The sequence below is a fragment of the Thermogutta hypogea genome (assembly GCF_055386265.1).
The window spans coordinates 1,538,784-1,559,870 of sequence record NZ_AP042425.1 but is presented as its reverse complement, the minus strand read 5'-3'; the positions used below and the strand labels follow the sequence as shown (position 1 = coordinate 1,559,870).

General features: G+C 58.4%; 31 protein-coding genes. All 31 read right to left on the bottom strand.

Going from position 1 to position 21,087, the window contains the following annotated elements:
• Window positions 1-168: 168 nt before the first annotated feature.
• Complete coding sequence (locus ACZ5B4_RS05620; protein ID WP_464913450.1) at window positions 169-1,293, bottom strand: TIGR04053 family radical SAM/SPASM domain-containing protein; 1,125 nt, start codon at window positions 1,291-1,293, stop codon at window positions 169-171.
• 305 nt (window positions 1,294-1,598) lie between these two features.
• Window positions 1,599-2,234: a bL17 family ribosomal protein gene (locus ACZ5B4_RS05615; RefSeq protein ID WP_464913449.1), complete on the bottom strand. Its 636-nt coding sequence runs from the start codon at window positions 2,232-2,234 to the stop codon at window positions 1,599-1,601.
• Window positions 2,235-2,325: 91 nt separating this feature from the next.
• Window positions 2,326-3,312, bottom strand: a complete 987-nt coding sequence (locus ACZ5B4_RS05610) for a DNA-directed RNA polymerase subunit alpha (protein ID WP_464913448.1) — start codon at window positions 3,310-3,312, stop codon at window positions 2,326-2,328.
• A gap of 53 nt (window positions 3,313-3,365) precedes the next feature.
• Window positions 3,366-3,992: a 30S ribosomal protein S4 gene (rpsD, locus tag ACZ5B4_RS05605; RefSeq protein ID WP_464913447.1), complete on the bottom strand. Its 627-nt coding sequence runs from the start codon at window positions 3,990-3,992 to the stop codon at window positions 3,366-3,368.
• Between the two features lie 121 nt (window positions 3,993-4,113).
• Entirely contained in the window at window positions 4,114-4,500 is a 387-nt protein-coding gene (rpsK, locus tag ACZ5B4_RS05600) for a 30S ribosomal protein S11 (RefSeq protein ID WP_464913446.1), read from the bottom strand.
• Window positions 4,501-4,621: 121 nt separating this feature from the next.
• On the bottom strand, window positions 4,622-5,005 hold the full coding sequence (rpsM, locus tag ACZ5B4_RS05595) for a 30S ribosomal protein S13 (RefSeq protein ID WP_464913445.1): 384 nt from the start codon (window positions 5,003-5,005) through the stop codon (window positions 4,622-4,624).
• A 69-nt stretch (window positions 5,006-5,074) separates the two neighbouring features.
• Window positions 5,075-5,188 carry a 50S ribosomal protein L36 gene (gene rpmJ / locus ACZ5B4_RS05590; protein ID WP_464913444.1) on the bottom strand — a complete coding sequence of 38 codons (114 nt, stop codon included), beginning with the start codon at window positions 5,186-5,188 and terminating at the stop codon, window positions 5,075-5,077.
• Window positions 5,189-5,350: 162 nt separating this feature from the next.
• Window positions 5,351-6,154: a type I methionyl aminopeptidase gene (gene map, locus ACZ5B4_RS05585; protein WP_464913443.1), complete on the bottom strand. Its 804-nt coding sequence runs from the start codon at window positions 6,152-6,154 to the stop codon at window positions 5,351-5,353.
• Between the two features lie 37 nt (window positions 6,155-6,191).
• Window positions 6,192-6,755 (bottom strand): adenylate kinase, encoded by a 564-nt coding sequence (locus tag ACZ5B4_RS05580; protein WP_464913442.1) that lies wholly within the window; start codon window positions 6,753-6,755, stop codon window positions 6,192-6,194.
• A gap of 197 nt (window positions 6,756-6,952) precedes the next feature.
• Window positions 6,953-8,317 carry a preprotein translocase subunit SecY gene (gene secY, locus ACZ5B4_RS05575; RefSeq protein ID WP_464913441.1) on the bottom strand — a complete coding sequence of 455 codons (1,365 nt, stop codon included), beginning with the start codon at window positions 8,315-8,317 and terminating at the stop codon, window positions 6,953-6,955.
• 62 nt (window positions 8,318-8,379) lie between these two features.
• Window positions 8,380-8,877: a 50S ribosomal protein L15 gene (rplO, locus tag ACZ5B4_RS05570; protein WP_464913440.1), complete on the bottom strand. Its 498-nt coding sequence runs from the start codon at window positions 8,875-8,877 to the stop codon at window positions 8,380-8,382.
• Complete coding sequence (gene rpsE / locus ACZ5B4_RS05565) at window positions 8,874-9,368, bottom strand: 30S ribosomal protein S5 (protein WP_464913439.1); 495 nt, start codon at window positions 9,366-9,368, stop codon at window positions 8,874-8,876. The genes rplO and rpsE overlap by 4 nt, the downstream gene beginning before the upstream one ends.
• Before the next feature lie 69 nt (window positions 9,369-9,437).
• Complete coding sequence (rplR, locus tag ACZ5B4_RS05560; RefSeq protein WP_464913438.1) at window positions 9,438-9,929, bottom strand: 50S ribosomal protein L18; 492 nt, start codon at window positions 9,927-9,929, stop codon at window positions 9,438-9,440.
• A 147-nt stretch (window positions 9,930-10,076) separates the two neighbouring features.
• A complete protein-coding gene (gene rplF / locus ACZ5B4_RS05555) occupies window positions 10,077-10,622 on the bottom strand; it encodes a 50S ribosomal protein L6 (RefSeq protein WP_464913437.1) in 546 nt (181 codons plus the stop codon).
• 98 nt (window positions 10,623-10,720) lie between these two features.
• On the bottom strand, window positions 10,721-11,116 hold the full coding sequence (gene rpsH, locus ACZ5B4_RS05550) for a 30S ribosomal protein S8 (RefSeq protein ID WP_464913436.1): 396 nt from the start codon (window positions 11,114-11,116) through the stop codon (window positions 10,721-10,723).
• A gap of 17 nt (window positions 11,117-11,133) precedes the next feature.
• Window positions 11,134-11,319 carry a type Z 30S ribosomal protein S14 gene (locus tag ACZ5B4_RS05545; protein WP_460182296.1) on the bottom strand — a complete coding sequence of 62 codons (186 nt, stop codon included), beginning with the start codon at window positions 11,317-11,319 and terminating at the stop codon, window positions 11,134-11,136.
• A gap of 48 nt (window positions 11,320-11,367) precedes the next feature.
• Window positions 11,368-11,913, bottom strand: coding sequence for a 50S ribosomal protein L5 (gene rplE / locus ACZ5B4_RS05540; RefSeq protein ID WP_464913435.1), 546 nt, complete (start codon window positions 11,911-11,913; stop codon window positions 11,368-11,370).
• 14 nt (window positions 11,914-11,927) lie between these two features.
• The gene (gene rplX / locus ACZ5B4_RS05535) at window positions 11,928-12,278 is read right to left on the bottom strand and encodes a 50S ribosomal protein L24 (protein WP_464913434.1); all 351 of its coding nucleotides are present in this window, start codon (window positions 12,276-12,278) and stop codon (window positions 11,928-11,930) included.
• Window positions 12,278-12,646 (bottom strand): 50S ribosomal protein L14, encoded by a 369-nt coding sequence (gene rplN, locus ACZ5B4_RS05530; protein ID WP_464913433.1) that lies wholly within the window; start codon window positions 12,644-12,646, stop codon window positions 12,278-12,280. Before rplN ends, rplX begins: the two co-directional genes overlap by 1 nt.
• 70 nt (window positions 12,647-12,716) lie before the next feature.
• The gene (locus ACZ5B4_RS05525) at window positions 12,717-13,070 is read right to left on the bottom strand and encodes a small ribosomal subunit protein uS17 (RefSeq protein WP_464913432.1); all 354 of its coding nucleotides are present in this window, start codon (window positions 13,068-13,070) and stop codon (window positions 12,717-12,719) included.
• A gap of 109 nt (window positions 13,071-13,179) precedes the next feature.
• Window positions 13,180-13,377: a 50S ribosomal protein L29 gene (gene rpmC / locus ACZ5B4_RS05520; protein WP_464913431.1), complete on the bottom strand. Its 198-nt coding sequence runs from the start codon at window positions 13,375-13,377 to the stop codon at window positions 13,180-13,182.
• A 73-nt stretch (window positions 13,378-13,450) separates the two neighbouring features.
• Window positions 13,451-13,867 carry a 50S ribosomal protein L16 gene (rplP, locus tag ACZ5B4_RS05515; protein WP_464913430.1) on the bottom strand — a complete coding sequence of 139 codons (417 nt, stop codon included), beginning with the start codon at window positions 13,865-13,867 and terminating at the stop codon, window positions 13,451-13,453.
• Window positions 13,806-14,543: a 30S ribosomal protein S3 gene (rpsC, locus tag ACZ5B4_RS05510; RefSeq protein WP_464913429.1), complete on the bottom strand. Its 738-nt coding sequence runs from the start codon at window positions 14,541-14,543 to the stop codon at window positions 13,806-13,808. The genes rplP and rpsC overlap by 62 nt, the downstream gene beginning before the upstream one ends.
• A 150-nt stretch (window positions 14,544-14,693) precedes the next feature.
• Window positions 14,694-15,041 (bottom strand): 50S ribosomal protein L22, encoded by a 348-nt coding sequence (rplV, locus tag ACZ5B4_RS05505; RefSeq protein ID WP_464913428.1) that lies wholly within the window; start codon window positions 15,039-15,041, stop codon window positions 14,694-14,696.
• A 76-nt stretch (window positions 15,042-15,117) separates the two neighbouring features.
• Window positions 15,118-15,387 (bottom strand): 30S ribosomal protein S19, encoded by a 270-nt coding sequence (rpsS, locus tag ACZ5B4_RS05500; RefSeq protein WP_464913427.1) that lies wholly within the window; start codon window positions 15,385-15,387, stop codon window positions 15,118-15,120.
• 104 nt (window positions 15,388-15,491) lie between these two features.
• Window positions 15,492-16,349 (bottom strand): 50S ribosomal protein L2, encoded by an 858-nt coding sequence (rplB, locus tag ACZ5B4_RS05495; RefSeq protein WP_464913426.1) that lies wholly within the window; start codon window positions 16,347-16,349, stop codon window positions 15,492-15,494.
• An 82-nt stretch (window positions 16,350-16,431) separates the two neighbouring features.
• Complete coding sequence (gene rplW / locus ACZ5B4_RS05490) at window positions 16,432-16,746, bottom strand: 50S ribosomal protein L23 (protein ID WP_464913425.1); 315 nt, start codon at window positions 16,744-16,746, stop codon at window positions 16,432-16,434.
• Between the two features lie 2 nt (window positions 16,747-16,748).
• Window positions 16,749-17,411, bottom strand: coding sequence for a 50S ribosomal protein L4 (gene rplD / locus ACZ5B4_RS05485; protein ID WP_464913424.1), 663 nt, complete (start codon window positions 17,409-17,411; stop codon window positions 16,749-16,751).
• Between the two features lie 229 nt (window positions 17,412-17,640).
• The gene (gene rplC, locus ACZ5B4_RS05480) at window positions 17,641-18,297 is read right to left on the bottom strand and encodes a 50S ribosomal protein L3 (protein WP_464913999.1); all 657 of its coding nucleotides are present in this window, start codon (window positions 18,295-18,297) and stop codon (window positions 17,641-17,643) included.
• Between the two features lie 164 nt (window positions 18,298-18,461).
• Window positions 18,462-18,788, bottom strand: coding sequence for a 30S ribosomal protein S10 (gene rpsJ, locus ACZ5B4_RS05475; protein WP_464913423.1), 327 nt, complete (start codon window positions 18,786-18,788; stop codon window positions 18,462-18,464).
• A gap of 545 nt (window positions 18,789-19,333) precedes the next feature.
• Entirely contained in the window at window positions 19,334-20,722 is a 1,389-nt protein-coding gene (locus ACZ5B4_RS05470) for a POT family MFS transporter (protein WP_464913422.1), read from the bottom strand.
• Window positions 20,723-21,087 lie beyond the last annotated feature (365 nt).

The following is a 21,087-nucleotide window of genomic DNA, read 5'->3' as shown; positions in this document are numbered from 1 at the left end:
CGGATGGCCGCAAACCTTCTCTCTTTTAAGCACTTGATGGTACCCGACGGCCTCATGCGCCACAAGGGATATTTCACACTACACGGCACACGCGCAATCTCGGTGCGTTCGCTATTTCCACGGCCGTCGCAAGACAATAAGGAAGGGCGTGAGCGATCGCGGAGAGATTCAAACGCGAAGCGTTTCGGGCAGGATGGGGGCTGCGTCGGGTTCAGAAATGTAAACGCAATCCGGCTCCGACTCGAGGTAATCGCCCGTCACCGCGTAGGCCCTGGACCGGCTTCCCCCGCAGACGTAGCGATAGGCGCACTTTCCGCACTTTCCGCGGAATCGGTCCGGCTGTCGAAGGGCCTGGAAGACCGGATGCCGTTGATAGACGTCCACAATGGATGCTTTCGGGAAGAGGCCGCAAAAGACGGGCAAGAATCCGGCGGGGTAAATTTCCCCGAGGTGGCTGACGAACATGATTCCCCGGCCGTCCCCTACTCCGACCAGCGAACGGATTTTTCGACGATCGAGGGGGATTCGGTTCTGTTCCACTTGCCGGAGCATAAATCTCCGATAATGCGGCGCTTCCGTCGTCTTGACGGCATAAGGTCGCGAAAGCGATTGTTGCCAAAGCCGGGCGAAAACCTCTTCGTACTCCTCCGCCGAAATACGCTCCTCCGTTTGCCCTCTACCCACGGGGACCAGGAAGAATACGGACCACATGGCGATCCGGTACCGGGCCAGCAATTCGGCCAAAGCATCGACCTGAGCATGATTGCGGCGGGTGATCGTGGTGTTGACCTGAATGTAGAAGCCCAAGTCTCGGGCGGTTTCGAGGATTTCGAGCGTCCTGGCAAAACTTCCTTCCCAGCCGCGAAAACCGTCGTGCGTAACAGCGTCGGCGCCGTCAAGGCTGACACCAAGCGCTGTGACGCCGATGTCCTTCGCGCGACGCAAGGCCTCGGACGTGGCGAGCGGCGTTGCGGACGGGGTGAGGGCCGTGTTCAGTCCCAGTTGGACTGCGGTTTCCAGTAATCGCCAAATATCTCTGCGTTTCAGAGGATCGCCGCCGGTGAAAACGATGTTCGGTTTGCGAGGGAACTCCGTCGCTTGCCGTAGCAAAGCGATCGCCTTTTCCGTGTCGAGTTCCGAAGGGTGGCTCTCCGGTTGAGCGGAAGCCCGGCAATGCTTGCACACCAGATCGCAGGCTTGAGTTACCTCAAAATAAAGCATCAACGGGCTTTGAGCCAAATCTTCCCAGCGGTAGCCGCGGAAATGCTCACCGGGGTTCATACTCTCGTTCATGGCGCACCACTCGCAGTCAAGCTGGAGCACGAGAAACCGAATTCATCGTTGCCGCTACCGTCATTGTTGCTCGGTTCCGCTGCGGGACAAGGGCGATAAGACGCGAATCGCCGCACGGCGCGCCGTATTGCCCCCAGTTTTCGTCCGAGCTGGTTCCCCGCCGGGAGTCGACTGGAAAAAAAGCCGCCCACGCGATCGTAGGCGGCCGATGTTTCCCGACGTAACACTTGCGATGAGAGACACACCTAAGCGGCGGTAGCGGACATTCCAAGGAAGGCCGCACGAAGCACGGCCTGGCCTGGGAATCAGGCCGTAGTTTGAGGGGATTCCGTCTCGCTGCCTTCGCTGGACGACGGTTTCGCATCTTGAGATGTGAATTCCGGCTTAACGGAAGGTGCGCGACGCTTTTTCTTCGGCCGATCGTTGTTTCCGACCAGGGCCAAGATGGCACGGATACCGGCATCACCGACACGAGGCTTGGCAAGACGCAGAATCCGCGTATAACCGCCCGGGCGATCCGTGAAGCGCGGCGCAATGCGTTCGAATAAGACCTGAGCCGCCTCTTTGCTGCCGAGCATCCGGACGACGCGGCGTCTCGCGGCCACGACGGGGGCCATTTTCCGATTCCACTCTTGCCATTTTTCGCTTTGCCGCCATGCCCGCCATGCCTCGGAGTTCCGCGGTGCCGTCGGTTCCAAGGCTTGCGCCTCGCGTAATGCAGGCAAGGCCCTCTTGGCAATCGTAATACAACGTTCCACCAAAGGACGGACTTCCTTGGCCTTCGGGAGCGTCGTCACGATTTGGCCCGGCTGAAGCGGCTTTTCGTGTTCGAAAAGGTACTCTTTTTCCGTGAGAAACAGGGCGCTCGCCAAGTTCCTCAGCAGGGCTTTTCGATGGCTGGGGCTGCGTCCCAATATTCTTCCCAGTTTCCGGTGTCGCATGGCTCAATTCATCCCGCCGCGAAATAGTTCTCTTGTCGATGTACCGCCCGTCGCGCCGACGCCTGACGTGCGAAGTGAATCGGAATCCTGCTCATACGCCGGCGGAGCCGAGGGAAATTTTCATGCCGATACTCAGCCCCAAGGAAGCGAGCTTCTCCCGAACCTCCGCCAAGGTCGTTTCGCCGAAGCTCCTCAGCTCCAGAAGCTCCTGTTCTGTCTTCGAAACGAGATCCCGAACCGTCAGAATGTTGCCGTGTTGTAAGCAGTTCTCCGCACGCGACGACAAGTTGAGCTCGGATATCGGCATGTTGAGCTTGGCTTCCAGCGCAGAGTCCGTCGCACCGCTCTTGCCGTTGGCAAAAACCTTCGGGCCGAGCTCTTGATATTGAACGAACGGGTTCAGATGCTTCCTCAAAATCTTAGCAGCTTCCACCAAGGCCATCTCGGGATCGATCGAACCGTCGGTCCAAATCTCGAGGGTCAGTTTGTCGTAGTCGGTCTTTTGCCCTACACGAGTCTCCTCGACTTCGTAACGGACCTTGACGACCGGGCTGAACACGGCGTCGACGGGAATGATGCCGATTTCGGATATCTGAGGAGTATGCTCCGAAGCGGGCACATAACCGCGGCCGTTCTCGACGACCATTTCCATCACGAACGGGACGTCTTCGGTCAGCGTTGCGATAACCAGATCGCGATTGATCACATCAACCTGGGCGTCCGGCTCGATATCGGCCGCCGTTACCACCCCTCGCGTATTGCGATTGATACGCAGAATGCGGGGCTGCATACTGTGGTTGCGAACCACAAGCGATTTCACGTTGAGGATGATATCGGTCACATCTTCGACCACGCCGGGGAGCGACGTGATCTCGTGCAATGCTCCCTGAAGCTTGACCCGCGTTACGGCGCTCCCTTCCAAGCTAGAGAGGAGGATGCGCCGCAGACTGTTTCCGATGGTAGTACCGAAACCGCGCTCGAACGGCTCGACCACGAATTTACCATAACGATCCGTTAAGGTACTCTTATCGCAGGTGACCTGACTGGGCAGCTCCAGTCCGCGCCATTTTACTCGCATCTTTCAGCACCTCCGCGGGTTCTACTACCGGTCACAATAGGGCATCGCCCCCGCTACCTCGAGCAGAACTCGATGATCAATTGAGGTTGCACCGGAATACCCACGTCATCCAAGGTAGGCTCTCTCAAAACGTGCCCCTCGGGGACTTGGCCGGTGACCAGATTCAAGAAATCCGGCACGTCCTGTTGACGCTCCGCGAGGCTGGCCTGAACGACCTGAAGACTCTTGGGGCGGTTTTTCACAGACACGACGTCTCCCGGATGCACCAGATAGCTCGGGATATCGACTCGTTTTCCGTTGACGAGGATGTGGCCGTGGCGGATGATCTGGCGTGCTTGCGAGCGCGAAAGCCCGAACCCGAGGCGGTAGACGACGTTATCCAGTCGCCGCTCCAACAGGGACATGAGTACTTCGCCCGTGTTGATCGAGGACCGCGAGGCGATGTCGAAATACCTCCGGAATTGGCGTTCCAGCACCCCGTAGTAGCGTTTGACTTTTTGCTTCTCGCGGAGGTGCATCGCGTAATCCGTCGGCTTCCCTCGCATGGATCCTTGCATACCCGGTGAGGCACGATGACGCTCGAACGCGCATTTTTCGGTATCGCACCGCGTCCCTTTGAGGAACAACTTGATTCCTTCTCGTCGACACAAACGGCACACCGGTCCTGTGAAACGACCCATCCTGCGTTATCCCCAAAACAATTCACTAGTTAATGATTCCGAACCGGACTGCAAACGATCCCGCCCGCGAGGCGATGCCCAACTCCAATTCATAACGACTACCGCGATACGTTCGCCGCGTTCACACCCGACGCCGCTTTCTCGGACGACAACCGTTGTGCGGCAACGGCGTGACATCCTCGATGGACTTGATGCTCAGGCCGGCGGTTTGCAAGGCCGTAATGGCGCTCTCGCGGCCGCTGCCGGGGCCCTTCACTTTGACGTCTACTTCCTTGACCCCCATTTTGATGGCCTTTTCGGCAGCCTGCTGCGCGGCCATCTGGCCGGCAAACGGCGTGCTCTTCCGACTGCCTTTGAACCCGGAGGTCCCCGCACTGGCCCAGCACAACGTCTCGCCCTTCACATCCGTCACGGTCACCATGGTATTGTTGAAGGTCGTCTTGATGTGGACGATCCCCATGGTCACATGACGCCGCGCCTTCTTCCGTTTACCGCTTGCCTTGGCCACGCCTTTTGTTCTCCTACACGCAAATCAAGATATCTCGCTTTTATCTCTGAAGTCCGTTACCGAATCTCCCATTCGCCGCGACTCGGTCACTCCTTCCGAACAGCAGCAGTTTCGTCTGCCGTTAACGCAGGTCCTTGACGCCCTTCTTGCCGGCTACGGTCTTCCGCGGCCCCTTGCGCGTTCGAGCGTTGGTGCGCGTTCTCTGGCCTCGTACCGGCAATCCCCTACGGTGCCGTATGCCGCGATAACAGTTGATGTCCTTCAGTCGCGTCACGTTTTGTGCAATTTGCCGTCGCAATTGACCCTCGACGACATAGTCCTTGTCCAGGAGGGTGGCCAGCCTGGCAAGTTCATCCTCGCGAAGGTCGCCGGCACGAGCATGAGGATCGATTCCCGCCTTGAAACACAATTCTTTCGCCAAGGCCGGTCCGATACCATATAGGTACCGCAGGGAAATCACGGTAGGTTTGTTATTCGGAATATCAACACCCAGCAGACGCGGCATACCAATCTCCCAAATACACTACTCGCGGGGACGTCGCGGCCCCCTCGCTCGGAAGTTAAACGGCCCGGCTCATCCTTGACGTTGCTTGTGACGTGGATTGGAGCAAATGACGTAGATACGGCCGGCGCGGCGGACAACCTTGCAGTTGCCGCACAATCGCTTGACGCTCGATCGGACTTTCATAATCGTTACCCTCAACCGGTTCTTGGCTCCGGGTTGTGTCTCCGGGAATCCTTCAGTATATGGGGAAGCGACCGTGCCTCTCAAGGGGCAGGCAAGAATAATTCCGCCTTCGCACAAGATTCCCCGGACGCGGTGGGACAACGGGAGTCGGGCGACGCACCGTCACCAGGCTGAGAAGCCCATTTCCGCATCCATCGGGCATGCAGGCCCGGTAAGGACGTAGGCCCCCTTCTCGGTCAGGGCCACCGTGTGCTCAAAGTGGGCGCTGGCTCGGCCGTCCGCCGTAACCTGCGTCCAAAAATCCTTCTTCAAGCGAACGTTTCGCGTACCCATGTTGACCATCGGCTCGATCGCCAGGACCAAACCCGGCTGGAGCCGAAAGTCGCCGTTTTGGACGAATTGGGCGTTCACGAAATTGGGTACCTGCGGCTCCTCGTGCATCTTTCTCCCGATGCCGTGGCCGACAAACGCTTCAACGACCGTGAATCCCTCTTTCTTGACGTATTGCTCCATCGCCGCCGCAACTTCGCTCCAGTACTTCCGTTTGGGCAGCAACTCGATGGCCAGATCCAAGGCTGCTTTGGTCACCTGGAGCAACCGCATTTTTTCCGGATCGACCGTTCCCACGGGATACGTGACGGCCGCGTCCCCGCACCAACCGTCCAAACGACAACCGGTATCAACGCTGACGATGTCTCCCTCCCGGATGACGCGTGGCCCGGGAATTCCGTGTACCACCTCCTCGTTCACGGAAATACACGTCACGGCTGGGTACGGTACCCGGCCGGGCACTCCCTTGAACAACCCCTCGGCTCCCTGTGATTCGAAGAACTCCTCGACTGCCGCGTCCAGATCACGCGTTGTAATACCCGGCCGAATCAGGGACTGAACCCGTTGGTGCGCTTTCCACACCAGGAACCCGGCATGCCGCATTTTGAGGATTTCTGCGCGGGTCTTCAGCGTCACCACCCGTCCAACTCCCCTCGATCAACGAAGGCTTCGCCTACGATTGGGATACGGCATCGAGAACCGTGACCAGCCGTTCGAAGATTTCTTCCACCGTACCGACGCCTTCCACCGACCTCAGCAACTGCCTATTCCGATAGTAGTTGAGCAGCGGCTCGGTTTGATTGCGATAGGCTACGAGTCGCTGTCGAATCACCTCGGGCTTGTCATCTGCCCGGCCGCGCCGCGACAGCCGCTGGAATAATTCTTCCTCGGGGACCCGCAGCTCCAAGACGACATCCAGCGGCGTTCCGGATGCCGCCAACATCGCATCCAGCGCCTCGGCCTGTCCGAGCGTTCTCGGGAAGCCGTCCAACAAATAGCCGTCACCGCAATCCGGCGACTGCAATCGCTCACGAATGATTTCGATAATCACGTCGTCCGGGACCAATTCTCCCTTGGACATGAACTCTTCCGCCTTCAAACCGACGGGGGTCCTCGCGTCCCTTGCGGCCCGGAGCATGTCGCCGGTCGAAAGGTGCGCGATGTGGTACCGATCGACGATTTTGGCCGCCTGAGTACCTTTCCCCGCGCCCGGCGGTCCGATAAACACCAATCGCATCACTGGTCCCCCCCGATCGATTGTCGCCCCGCCGAAATTGCCAGCGAAACGCGACCATGGTATCCCGGAAACGAAACGCCGGATCTCGGACGAGGTCAGGCCTTGACGTCCGCAGGCCTTCTTACCCCCGAGAGCACTTTCCAACGCGTCACGCCCGCCTCTCGCCCGCGGAAATCGCGGCGTTTCCTCTATCTTTGTCAGGCCTCCAATAACCCTTTGTAGTTTCTCATAACAATATGGCTGTCGATCTTTTGGACGAGATCAAAGGCCACGCTCACGGCGATGAGGAGACTGGTGCCCCCGTAAAACTGCGCGATCTGGTAATTGACGCCCATCCAGTCGGCTACGATCGTCGGTATGATCGCGACTGCCGCGAGGAAACCGGCACCCACGAAAGTGATCCGCACCATGACCTTTTCCAGGTATTCCGCGGTTCGCCGCCCGGGCCGATGCCCCATGATGATGCTGCCGTTATCCTTGAGACGGTCGGCGATATCCTTGGGATTGAACGTAATGGCCGTCCAAAAATAACAGAAGAAATAGATCAGGCCGATGTACATGGCGTTATACCAGAAGCCGTCGCCGCGGTGAAAGACGTCGGCCAGGCCGGTCAAAACCGCCGATTGCGGATACATGTTGGCCAACGATTGAAATAGAGCCAAGGGAAACAGAAGCAAGCTGCTCGCGAAGATGATAGGCATGACGCCGGCTTGGTTCACGAGCAACGGCAAATAATCACGCGCTCCACCGTAAACCCTTCGCCCTCGAACGTGTTTGGCGCTTTGCGTGATGATGCGGCGTTGGCCTCGGGTGATGAAGATGACTCCGGCAACGACGGCCACGAATAGGGACATAAGTATCAACAAAGTGTCCGCGCCGATTTTTCCGCCGGCACCGCTCAACTCCAGCCCCTCGTCGAACACGGGGCGCAATTCTTGATACAAAGAGGGAAACATGCGAGCCAGGATACTCGCCATGATCAGCAAACTGATACCGTTGCCAATGCCGTACTCATCGATTTGCTCCCCAAGCCACATTAGGAAGGTCGTCCCCGCCGTCATGGTCAGGACGGCCATGACGATCCAAGACGTATAAACGCTGCCTCCGTCGGCGTAGGTGTACTCCGGTCTTACCAAGCCTCGACCGACGAGCATGGCGACATAGACATAACTTTGTACCAGGCAAATCGCGACCGTGGCGTATCGCGTGTACTCATTGATCTTCTTGTATCCGGCGGGTCCCTCTTTTTGCAGTTTCTCCAGGGGAGGGTAAACCGTCGCGAGCAATTGAAAAATAATCGACGCCGAAATATAGGGCATGATGCCCAAGCCGAAGATCGTTGCCTGATCCAGGCGGCTGGCGGCGAATACGGTCACTTGATCCAAAAGATCGCGCAACCCTCCGGCCGCCTGCTGGCCGAAAACGGCGCTCATCTTCTCGGTGTTGATCCCCGGAACGGGAATTTGTTCGCCGACCCGATAGATCGCCAGCAAAACGAGCGTCAGGAGTATCTTGGTCCGTAGCTCTTTGATGCTGAAGATGACCCGGAGTTTTTCAAGCATGATCTTGGATCCTCTGCCGGGCCGTCGCAATTTGCCCCGCGCGGCGTAACCGGCCCAAGCCCTCAGTGCGTCTTGCTCTTGCTCTTCACGTTTTTCTCAACGGGTGCTGCTCCGGGCAATACGACGGCCTGCCCGCCGGCCTTTTCGATCTTTTCCTTCGCCTGGCGGCTGAAGCGATGGGCGGAAACTCGAAGGCTCTTCGACAGCTCTCCATCGCCCAGGATCTTAAGCTCTTCGAAGACGCCCTTCAACAAGCCGCGGGCGCGCATGACTTCGGGCGAGACCTCGTCACCGGAAGCGAACTCCTTTTCGAGAAGAGCGACATTGATGACAGCGATCTGCGTTGCGAACCGTTTGTTGTTGAAGCCGCGCTTGGGCACGCGACGTATCAGCGGTACCTGACCGCCTTCGAAGCCCAACTTGGCTCGCCATCCGCTCCGGGAACGAGCGCCTTTGTGACCGCGACCGGCGGTCTTGCCGTGACCCGAGCCGGGTCCCCGGCCTACACGCTTGCGTTTCTTATGCGGAACGATTCCGCGATTAACGTCGTTCAAATTCATGATAACGCAACTCCCCGTAATCGCTCGACCTCGCCTCGCGGTCGAACCTGCTGCAAAGCATCCATGGTTGCCTTGACGAGGTTGATAGGGTTCGTATTTCCGAATGATTTTGTCAAAATATTCTTGATCCCGGCGGCCTCGCAAACGGCGCGCACCGCAGCCCCGGCGATGACACCGGTACCCGGACCGGCGGGGACGAGCACCACCTTAGCCGCCCCGTAGCGGCCTTTCACAATATGCGGGATCGTTCCATCGACCAGATTGACCGGCGCCATCCGCCGGGTACCGTCCTTGACCGCCTTGGCAACGGCGGGGGGCACTTCGTTCGCCTTACCGTATCCCCAGCCGACGCGGCCGTTTCCGTCACCGACCACGACCATCGCGGTGAAACTGAATCGCCGACCGCCTTTGACCACCGCAGCGCAACGGCGAATTTTGATGACCTTATCAATCAATTCGCCGCGAACCGATTCCATATTGTCAGTCGCCATCGCACCTGCTCATGCACGAATGTTCCGAGAGAAAATCCCCAAATCTTTAGCGCCCGTGGAACCGAGAAATCACTTGGCCTTTTTCCCGGCGCTTTGTCCGCTTTTGCCCGCCTTGTCGCCCTTGTCACTTTTCTTGGCTTGCTTGCCCTCGGCCGCCCGCGCGGGCTTTTCCGCCGCTTCCTTTTTCGGGCCGAGGTCCAGCCCGGCATCCCTCGCAGCATCGGCTAGGGCCGCCACGCGACCGTGATACTTGTAGGACCCGCGATCGAACACGACCTGTCGAATTCCTGCGTCCAGGGCACGCTCCGCGATCCGCTTGCCGACCAACACGGCAGCCTGAATATTGCCGCCGTACCCGGAAACCGCCTCGCGCAGGTCCTTCTCCGAGGTCGAAGCGGCCACGAGCGTCCGCCCGTGCACGTCGTCGATAATCTGAGCACTGATGTGCTTGTTACTACGAAACACGCTCAACCGCGGCCGCACGCTCACGCGGCGAATCTTGTTTCGGACTCGAAACGTGCGGCGGCGGCGTTGAACTTGCAGTCGTTTTACCTGGCTCACGGGAATCGTCTCTAAACGAATGAATCCTCTAACGCGGTGAATCCATCAACCGAAATTGAGGCCTGATCCGCGGGTAACCACCTCGGGCAATCCAGGGGACACGGCGATGGCGCTGCAAACAGCACCGACATAACACCCATGGATCCGCTATTTTGCGGAAACCTTGCCTTCCTTGCGTCGAATCTGCTCACCCTGATATCGGATGCCTTTGCCCTTATAGGGCTCCGGCTTTCGTAATGCCCGGACGGAGGCCGCAAAATTGGTGACCATTTGCTTATCCGCCCCTTGCACCACAACATGCTGCTGATCGGGGCAGGCAACGCTCAGCCCGGCGGGAATCGGCACCTGCAATTCGTTGGCGAAACCCACGCGGAGTTGGAGCACCGAACCCTGAACGGCCGCGAGATAACCGACACCCACGATCTCGAGTCGTCGCTCGAAGCCCTGCGACACCCCGAGCACCATGTTTTGCAACAGCGCCCGTGTCAGACCGTGCAGAGATCGCGCCGTCCGACTACCGTCGCGCCGCCGTACGGCTAACAGTTTTCCGCCGTCCGTAATATCGACGTCCACCTCGGGCCGAAGCTCTTGCGTCAATCTCCCCTTGGGACCTTCGATGACGACGGTCCGATCCTGCACGGATACTTTAATGCCATCCGGTATGGGGATCGGTTTCTTTCCAATTCGCGACATCGCCGTGCTCTCTTGTAAACCGTTACCCGTCAGTTTCTTCTATTGTTGTAAATCCGCGAACCTCGCCGCCCGGCACTCAAGGACGATTCTCGCCGCCGTCACCAGATTTCGCACAAGATCTCGCCGCCGACGTTCCTTTGTCGGGCCTCGCGGTCGCTGACCACGCCGCGACTGGTGCTTACCACGGAGATGCCCAAGCCGTTCAGCACGGGCTTTAATTCTCCGGCTTTGCGGTAGACCCGTCGTCCGGGTTTGCTGATGCGGCGAATATGGCGAATCACCTGCTCACCGTTCGGGCCGTACTTCAGATGAATCTGAAGCATGCCGCGAGGCGACCCGGGAATCTCTTCCCAGTCCCAGATGAAGCCCTCACGCTTCAGGACGTCCGCTAAAGCTCGCTTCAGACGAGAACTCGGCACCACGACCTGCGGCCGCTCCACGCGGATGGCGTTACGAATTCTAGTCAACATGTCGGCGATGGGATCGGTCATCATGGTGGTTGTTCAACCCTCTACCAGCTCGCCTTGACAAGTCCGGGAATCAAACCTTGATCGGCCAACTTCCGCAAACAGATGCGGCAGAGGCCGAATTTGCGGTAAACGGCCCGCGGCCGCCCGCAAATGCGACAACGATTGCGGTGGCGCGTCGAAAACTTGGGAGGTCGCAAAGACTTGGCGATCTTGGACTTACTAGCCATGCACTCGGTTCCTCAAGGTTCTCCCCGTGGACAAGAGGTAACGGCGTCTCATTCCGCGCGGAAAGGCATGCCCAGCATGCGGAGGCATTCTCGCGACTCGTCGTCACTGCGAGAATCAAACACCAAGCAGATATTCATGCCTTGGTTGCGGGAATACTTATCCGGGTTCAGTTCCGGAAACACCATTTGTTCCGTCAACCCCAAACTGTAGTTGCCGCGGCCGTCAAAGGCGTTCGGGTTCAATCCCCGAAAGTCCCTCACACGCGGCAAAGCAATCGAAATCAAACGATCGAGAAACTCGTACATCCGCTTGCCGCGCAGCGTCACTTTGCAGCCGATCGCCATGCCTTCCCTCAATTTGAAGCCGGCGATCGATTTCTTCGCGCGCGTGACGACGGCCTTTTGGCCGGCGATCAGGGTCAAAGCGTCCAATGCTTCGTCGAGATACTTCTTCTCGGTGATCGCCTCGCCCACGCCCATATTGACGACGATCTTTTTCAGACGCGGCAGCGAAAGGATATTCGTACGGCCCAACTTCTTCTGAAGATAGGGAACGACTTCCTTCCGATATCGTTCGAGCAATCGAGGTTCCATGCTTCCAACCGACCTTAGGACTTCTTGGCGTAACGCGCGCGAGCCGGCGCGATCGGGCCGATGTTCGCGTTGCATTTCTTGCAAAATCGCACTTTGGTTCCGTCATCCAAATAACGGGCCCCGGTCCTTGTTCGGGCACCGCACGCCGGGCAGACCAGCGCTACATTCGAAACGTCAATCGGCATTTCTCGGGAAAGCCGCCCGCCCTGCTTGGCCTGCCGCGTCGGCCGCATGTGCTTCACGACGACATTCACCGACTCGACGACGACCTTACCTTCCTTCCGGTCGACGGACAGCACCCGCCCGCGGACTCCGCGGTCCTCGCCGGTCAGAACTTCCACCATGTCGTTGATACGTACTTGCATCAGACCACCTCGCTGGCGAGGCTAACGATTTTCATGAAATTACGATCCCGCAACTCCCGTGCGACGGCACCGAAAATGCGCGTGCCGCGCGGATTGCCGTCGTTATCCACAATCACGGCGGCGTTACTGTCAAAACGGACGTAGCTTCCGTCCTGGCGACGCTTGGCTTTCCTCGTTCGGACGACGACGGCTCGAACCACAGCGCCTTTTTGAAACGTGCTACCGGGGATAGTCCCCTTGACGCTGCAAACGACGATGTCGCCCAATCCGGCGTAGCGTTTCCGGCTTCCTCCCAGCACCTTGATGCACATCAATTCCCGCACCCCGGTGTTATCCGCTACGTCTAGCCGGGTCTGCATTTGGATCATGGCTGTCACCTAACCTTGCGCCGTCTCGATTCCGTCTGCCGTTGTTCCTCACCGCCGCGCACGCCGATAGCTATGATTTCTCGACGCCTTCCGGCCCGGCTTCGCCGCCCTGATCGCCTCCCGCAGCCGCTCGCAACTCCTCCTCCACCTCGCGGCCCTTCCCGATTTGCCTGTCGAGAGTGCCCGCCTTCTCGATAACGCGCACCAACCGCCACCGCTTGAGACGGGACAACGGCCGCGATTCCACGATCTCGACCCGATCGCCGACCCCGGATTCGTCACTTTCGTCATGCACGTAACAAATCGTGCGATGCCGAACGTACTTGCCGTATTGACCGTGCGGCATCATCCGTGTAACTTCCACGCGACGAAAGCGAGGCTTACCGGCTTTCGTAACGATTCCCACTTCCACACGTTTGGCCATCTCAATTGTCCCTGGTCTTACAAGCGGCGCTGCGGAGAACTATGCAAAAACCTTGTAGCCATACTCGAACACGCAACGCCACGCCGCAACGGAAACGCGCGCCGCGACTTCAGACTGCGCTCAACTCTCGCTCCCGCAAAATAGTATGGATTCTGGCGATCGTCCGTCGCTTGTTCGCCAACTCTCGGGGATTCGCCAGCCGTTCGGTTTGCTGCTGGATCCGCAGCCGAAACAGCGAATCGACGGCCTCCCGCAAGGTGGCCTGCAATTGCTCGGTACTCATTTCACGAAGTTCTTTGGCCTTCATGGTCTCACCGTATTGCTCGCACCGGAGCCGGCTGCCTATTCGTCCAAGCTCGCGGCGGACCCGATATCCCCTCTCACACCTCGCGGCGACGCACAAAGCGGACCTTGACCGGCATTTTATGGGCCAAGCGGGCAAAACATAGCCGCGCGGCTTCCTCCGAAATTCCGCCGATCTCGAACAGCACCGTGCCCGGCTTTACAACAGCGGCCCAATACTCCGGCTCACCTTTCCCTTTACCCATACGGGTTTCGAGGGGAATGGAAGTAATAGGTTTGTGCGGGAAGATGCGGATATACAACCGCCCCTCCGCTCGCAGGTACTGTTGCGCCGCAATACGGCCCGCCTCGATGGTCGCCGCGGGGATCCAGCCGCCTTGCACGGCCTGTAGCCCGTATTCGCCGAACACGACGCGGTTGCCGCGGGTGGCCTCACCCCTTATACGCCCTCTTTGGCTTTTTCGATGCTTGACCCGTTTTGGCATCAGCGCCATGATCGTCGTCCTCGCTGAACATCCCTAGATTAATCCACACTTGTACGCCGATCTGCCCTTGGGCGATGGTGGCCTCGGCAAAACCATAATCCACGTTCGCCCGAAGCGTTGACAACGGAACCGAGCCGACCATCTGCTTTTCGCGACGGGACATTTCCGCGCCGCCCAGCCGACCCGACAATTGTACCTTCATCCCCTTGGCCCCTTGGGCCATCGTCGCTTCCATGGCCTTCTTGATCGTTCGCCGAAAACTCGACCGCCGCATCAATTCTTCGGCGATGCTTTCGGCCACCAACTGCGCGACCAATTCGGGACGCGTGATTTCCTCGATCTTGGGGTTGATCCGCCGCCCCGTCAAAGCCTGAAGCTCGTTTTGCAGATCTTCGATCTTTCCACCGCGAGAGCCGATCAACACTCCCGGCCTGGCCGTGAAGATGATTACCTTAACTTCATCTCGCGTCCGCTCGATTTCGATCTTCGAAATCATCGGATACATGCGCCGGCCCTTGCCTCGATCCCTCTCGGACGAGGCTTCACGCCGGTTCAAGATGAATTGGCGAATCTTATAATCTTCCAGCAACAAGTCCGAGAACTCTCGCTTGGGCGCATACCAGCGACTCTTCCAGTCGAGGGTAACACCGGTACGAAAACCAATCGGGTTAACCTTTTGACCCATCGCAAGAATCCTCTTTCAACGTCCGCCGCCGCGGCCCGACCTTATACTCAATCCTTACCGCTGCTCAAACCTATTCTGCGACTTATGTTCTAGCGTGACACAACGAACTTGAGCGGGTGTGGCGAGAAATCACGAAATCGACAATACAGATCATTGAGGCTGCAAAACCACGGTCAGATGCGACATGCGCTTCTGGATAATTGTTGCCATGCCTCGGCAGATTGGCCGCAATCGCTTCATCCGAGGTCCTTCGTCCACGGTCGCCGTCGCTACGCACAGTTCCGACGGGTCCAAGTCCTGTCGATCTTGTGCGTTGGCAAGAGCGCTGAAGATCACCTTCTCGATCATCCTTGCCGACCGGTGAGGCAGCCTCTTGAGAACGGCGAGGGCCTCGTCCACTTGTCGGCCGCGAACGGTATCCATGATCCGCCGAGCCTTCTGCGGACTAACCCGAGCGTAGCGATACACGGCTCGATATGACCGTTCGAGTTCAACCATGTCTATCACCACCATCCAGTCGACAACTTAGCTCGACAACACTCAAAGGGCGACCGCCTTGCAACGACGGACCAGCCTAGCGTTTACCCTTTCCGCCGTGGCCGCGAAATACGCGCGTGGGAGCGAACTCACCGAGGCGATGACCTACCATTTCCTCGGTGACGAACACTTTCACGTGCATTTTTCCGTTGTGCACCATGAACGTGTGGCCGACGAACTCCGGGACAATCATGCTGGCCCGGGCCCACGTCTTGATCGGTTCTTTGCGTCCCGTTACGTTCAGCTTTTCTACTTTGAGGAAAAGCTTGGCGTCAACATAGGGACCTTTTTTCAGTGATCGACCCATGACAAATACGCCGCCTTATTCCCGAGTCGCAATCCGCGTTATCAAACACGAAACCGCCACTTGAAGCATGCAAGCCGGGCCTGCACGCGAGCAAAAACACTCTCTTACCGAATCGGCAACTGCCCGTAACGCACGGACCGACGCCTACGGACGATCGCCTTGTTGGAAGGTTTGCCTCGCTTCCGAGTATACCCGCCCTTGGCAGGCTTCCCCGTCGGACTGCACGGATGCCGCCCGCCCTTCGTTCGCCCTTCACCGCCTCCCAGCGGGTGGTCGATGGGATTCATGGCCGTGCCGCGAACGTGCGGCTTACGTCCCATCCAGCGGCGGCGGCCGGCTTTGCCGAGCCTGACGCCCTCATGGTCGGGATTGCTCACCGCTCCGATTGTAGCGCGGCACTTAGCAGGGACGCGGCGAATCTCTCCGCTGGGCATGATCAATTGAGCCCAGTCAGAATCACGCGCCGAAAGCGTCGCGGAACAGCCCGCGGAACGACACAAAGCTCCACCCCGGCCGGGTTGCAACTCGACATTGTGAACTTGCAAACCCAACGGAATCTCCGCCAGAGTAAGACAGTTCCCGATCTTGGCCGCCGAGCCGGGGCCGCTCTGCACGACGTCGTCTACCTTCAACCCCTGCGGGGCGATGATGTAACGTTTCTCCCCGTCTTTGTAGACCAAAAGCGCGATCCGGGCGCTACGGTTCGGATCGTACTCAATGGACGCGACCCGGGCCGGGATGCCGTCCTTGTTGCGGCGAAAGTCGATCAAACGGTACATCCGTTTGTGACCTCCCCCGCGATGCCGGCAGGTGATCACACCTTGATTATTCCTGCCGCCCTTTTTCCGAAGGGGAACCAGCAGGCTCTTTTCAGGCTCTATACCCGGCGTAAGCTCGGAGAAATCGGAAACCGATGCTCCGCGGCGTCCGGGGGTGGTCGGCTTGTAATACTTCAGACCCATGACTTACAGCCCAGTCTATGAACGTCCACTGCTACTGCTTCAGGCCGATACTCGCCATCCGCCGCCGGCGTATCCCGTCACGTCAGAACAGATTGATCCGATACTCGGAGTCCAAGGTGACGACAGCCTTCTTCCATTGTCTCGTAACACCGCTTCGCATCCTTACGCGGCGGACCTTGCCCCGTCGATTCTGGATATTGACTCGCACGACCTTGACGTCGAAAAGCTCTTCCACAGCCTTGCGGACGTCGGCCTTCCCCGCCAGTACGCTGACCTCGAAGGCGTACTGATTCAATCGCTCCGCCTTATGAACGCTTTTCTCGGAGATCAGCGGCCGCAAAATCACTTGATGCGGCGCAAGTCCGGTCAACTCGGGTTGAGGAGGATTTCGAAGCATGGCTAAGCTCCTACCTTTTCGGTCGTCCCGCCGCCTTGGGCCGCCGCCTTGGCCCGAAATAGATCCAGGGCCGCACGCGTCATCAACACCTGCTTGGGTCGCAGAATCTCGAACGCATTCAAATCACCGACAGGCAGCACCTGAACGCGATCGATATTTCGAATACTCTTATAAACCGTCGGATTCAGTCCCTCGATTGCGACCAAAAGACGCTTCCCGGCCAAATTCAAACGCGACAATATCGTAAAGGCTTCGCGGGTCTTCGGAGCCTCGAAGGACAACTCATCCAATAACATGACTTCGCCGTCAGCGATCCTCCCGGCGAGAGCCATGCGAGTCGCCTTACGCAAGGCCTTGACCGGAAGCCGATAGGACCAGTCCTGGGGACGCTTCGGGTGAGCACGGCCGCCGCCCCGCCGGATCGGCGTGCGACGGTTTCCCGCTCTCGCTCGCCCCGTTCCTTTTTGACGATAAAGCTTTCGGGTCGAGCCGGCCGTTTCCGAGCGGTTCTTGCACTTGGCCGTACCCTGCCTACGGTTGGCGAGGTACATGACCACCGCGTCGTGAAGCAATTGCTTGTTAATGGTCGGCGCAAGCTCGGCCGGGTCGATTTCGTAGACGTCGACCTGCCTTCCCTCGCGATTGTACACCGGCAAACTAACCATCTTTCAACCGCCTTCTATCCGCCTTCGGCCTAGCGCCGCAGATCATTTTCGGATCCGATGCCCGTTCAATCGTTTCGACCCGGCGCCCAAGCGACGATCGAAATGGGGAAGCAGCGAACCCGGAATCCTTTCTGTATGTCCCTGATATGGATCGTAGCGTCGAACCTTCTATACGAATCACGGAATTCCCCGGATGGCACTTGAGGCAAGCCGCGGGAAAGCCCGCTTGTTAACCGACTTTGTTGCTTGGGCGAACGACCACGAAGCCGCCATTCGGGCCGGGGATCGCGCCGCGGATAACCATCACATGGGCCTCCGGATCGATCTTCACGAGCTTGAGATTTCGAACCGTCCGGCGTGCGTTGCCGTAGTGCCCGGCCATCTTTCGGCCCGGCAGGACCCGGCCGGGGCTTGTATTGCAGCCCGTACCACCGGGATGGCGGTGTACCTTTTTCACGCCGTGCGTGGCGCGCTGGCCCTTAAAGCCGTGCCTTTTCATCACGCCGGAGAAACCGCGACCCTTGGTGGTACCCGTGACATCGACGGCCGAAACGCCGTTGAATAGCTCGACCGACAACACTTGGCCGACGGAAAGCCCATCGCCGCGACCCCGAAACTCACGAATGAACCGCTTCGGTTCGCAATCGGCTTTGGGAAGAGCCTGGAGCCCCGCTGCGGAGCGCCTTCGCTGGGCTTTACTATCCAACTGCGCGACGTGGCCGCGTTCGGCACGCGAGGCCCGATGGCGCGGAATATCCAGATACCCCACTTGTACGGCTTCGTAGCCGTCACGATCCAGGGTGCGAATTTGTAGAACATGACAAGGGCCGGCTTGAACAACCGTTACAGGAACGGCTCGCCCCTGTTCGTCGAAAATCTGAGTCATGCCGACCTTGCGGCCGAGAATTCCGAGCGCCATCGCTATTCGCCTTATTGCCACATCGCTTCCCGGGACCTTCGACTAAAACAGCGTGTCGACGTTACCCGAGAAACATCCGCTTCATATGGAATTCCGCTAACTTACGCCGGATGGAAAGGCCTTCAATAGCCTTACCGGGCTGTTGCCTTGATTTTGATATCAACACCCGCCGGGAGATTCAGTTTGTTGAGCGCATCGATCGTCTTAGGCGTCGCTTCGAGAATATCGATCAAACGCCGGTGCGTGCGGATCTCGAACTGCTGACGTGCCTTCTTATCCACGTGTGGGCTGGAAAGCACCGTGTAGCGCTCAACCCGGGTGGGCAAGGGAATCGGGCCATGTACCTTGGAATTCGATCGCAGCACGGTATCCACGATATCCTTCGCGCTTTGGTCGAGGACCATGTGGTCGTACGCTTCCATTCGAATGCGAATGATCTCGTTGAATGCCGCAGACACGAGCACTCTCCTTGGTAGCCCAATCCCACGTTTTCAAAGAAAGCCGCTGCATTCCCAAGCGGGAAATTCTGATTCTAGGTGCTCGCGATTTTCACGTCAATGGGAGGGGCCAAGGAAATAGCAAGTCAAGCCGAATCTGCAATCGCGTCCGGGCTGAAACCATGGGGCCGCTTATCTGCCCCCCGCCCCCACGGCCCAGTTGTTGCCGGACTCGTCGCGGTTTGCTGCTGTTTTCCGGACGGCTCCTCAGCCCAGTCCGTCGTCTTCTCCAAAAGGGCAATCCCTCATTAAAGCGGCACGGTGATGGCTTTGCAAACCCCTCTAGCGAGTGAATGCGCCGCGCGGCTTGCGACGGCGATCGGCCCCGTTTATGTGGCGCACGCATGATGTTGCTATCACGGCCGGCACCCCGACCCCAAGGGACACTTCAAGAGATGTTGGCAAAGCGAGATTACCGCGAGATTGCGAAGGAAGCCGGCCTTCTGGCGCCGGTGGGGTTTCCGGGCCAATCCGTTTGAATGGTTTGATTTCAGTAAGGTTAAGGCTTATGAGACGTGCGATTCCGTCTCACCTCTCAAATCCGAATCGGCTGAGTCTTGCAGGTATGTGCGACCACGGTAGAAAAACGCAGTCGGTACAAACAATACGGCCATAACCAGCATGCAGATCACGAAGAACCAGTAGTAGCCGGCGCCGGACAAGAGTCCCCCGGGTTGGTCCGCCCCCGTCAGTCGAAGGGCTTGGTTTACTCCCGCGGTAAAAACGTTGCCTAGGGATACGGAAAGGAGGTACAGGCCCATCACCAGAGATTTCATCGTCGGCGGGGCTTGCGTGTATGAAAATTCGAGACACGTGATGGAGACTAGAACCTCCGCCGAAGTGAGCAACACGTATGCGATAAGCTGCCATTCGATTCCCGGGCGCCCTCCTCCCTGAATGATTTGCTCCGCAACGGCCGGCAGGGTGAAAGAAAGGGCTGCCAAGAATAGGCCCGTTCCGATGCGGCGAAGCGGCGTGAAATCGAAATAGCGTTGGCAAAGCGGATAGATGCCGTACGTGAAAGTGGGCACCAAGACGAGAATCAAGAGAGGGTTGATCGCTTGAATCTGCGCGGAATCCCATTCCCAGCCGAGCCAACGGCGGTCCATGCGTTCGGCCTGCAAAACCCACGCAGAACCGGATTGGTCGAAGAGGGCCCAGAACATCGCCACGAAGAGATACAGTGGAATCAAACGGAGAACCGCCGCCAGGCCGTCACCGCGAACCAGTTCTTTGACGAAGTTCCGGCCTCCCGGCGGGATATGCGCAAACTTCGCCCGCCCAAGGAAAAAGAAGAGCGTCGCCAAGGCCATCAGTAAGCCCGGAACGGCGAATGCCAGCCCCGGTCCGTAGAGTCGTAACAGCGTGGGGGTAACCAACGTCGAACCGGCCGCTCCGAGATTGATCGCCAGGTAGAACCAGGAAAACACCTCACTCAAACGGTGTTGGTTTTGGTGTCCGAATTGATCACCTACGTGTGCCGAGACGCAGGACTTGATGCCTCCGGATCCGATCGAGATGAGGCCCAATCCTAGAAAAAGGCCCAATCTTGTCTCATCCCAAGCGAGAGCGACGTGGCCTAGGCAGTAAACCAAAGACAAGCCGATGATGGTGTTGTATTTGCCCCACAGGATGTCGGCGAACAAGGCCCCGAGGATTGGAAAGAAATACACGCCGGCGTTGAATAAGTGATAGTAGAACTTTGCCTCGGATTCCGGCATCGGCTGAGAGTGTCCGCCGGCCGCCAAAAGGTATTGTGTCATGAAGATGACCAGAATCGCCCGCATCCCGTAAAAACTGAATCGTTCGGCCGCCTCGTTGCCGATGATGTACGGGATACCGGGGGGCAAGCCCTTGGTGGGAATAGGTGCCGTGGGGTAGTCTGGTCTGGTCAACCGAATTCCAAGCCGTCTCTTAAAGAGTCGATGCATCGTTCGGGATGACACTTTCGCGGGGTGTGACGGGTTACAGCCACTTGGCGATCTGAACGGAGGTCGGCCCCTTCCCTGCCCTTTTCCAAATTACCAGGATCGAATTGTTCTGCATACCGAAACGCCGCAATCGCGGTACAAATTCGCCTGGAAAGCTCGCCCAGGAAGCAATGCTGAAACGCCGGGATAACTCCCGACGGCGGCAAGGGACGCTTTGCGCCGCGGCGCGAGCGCAATATAATGGTCTCAAACGCGGTTGGGATGCCATTTGAAGAAGCAATCCGACGGCCCGCCGGTCGCGGTCGGAGGTGTTCTTGAACGGAATGCGT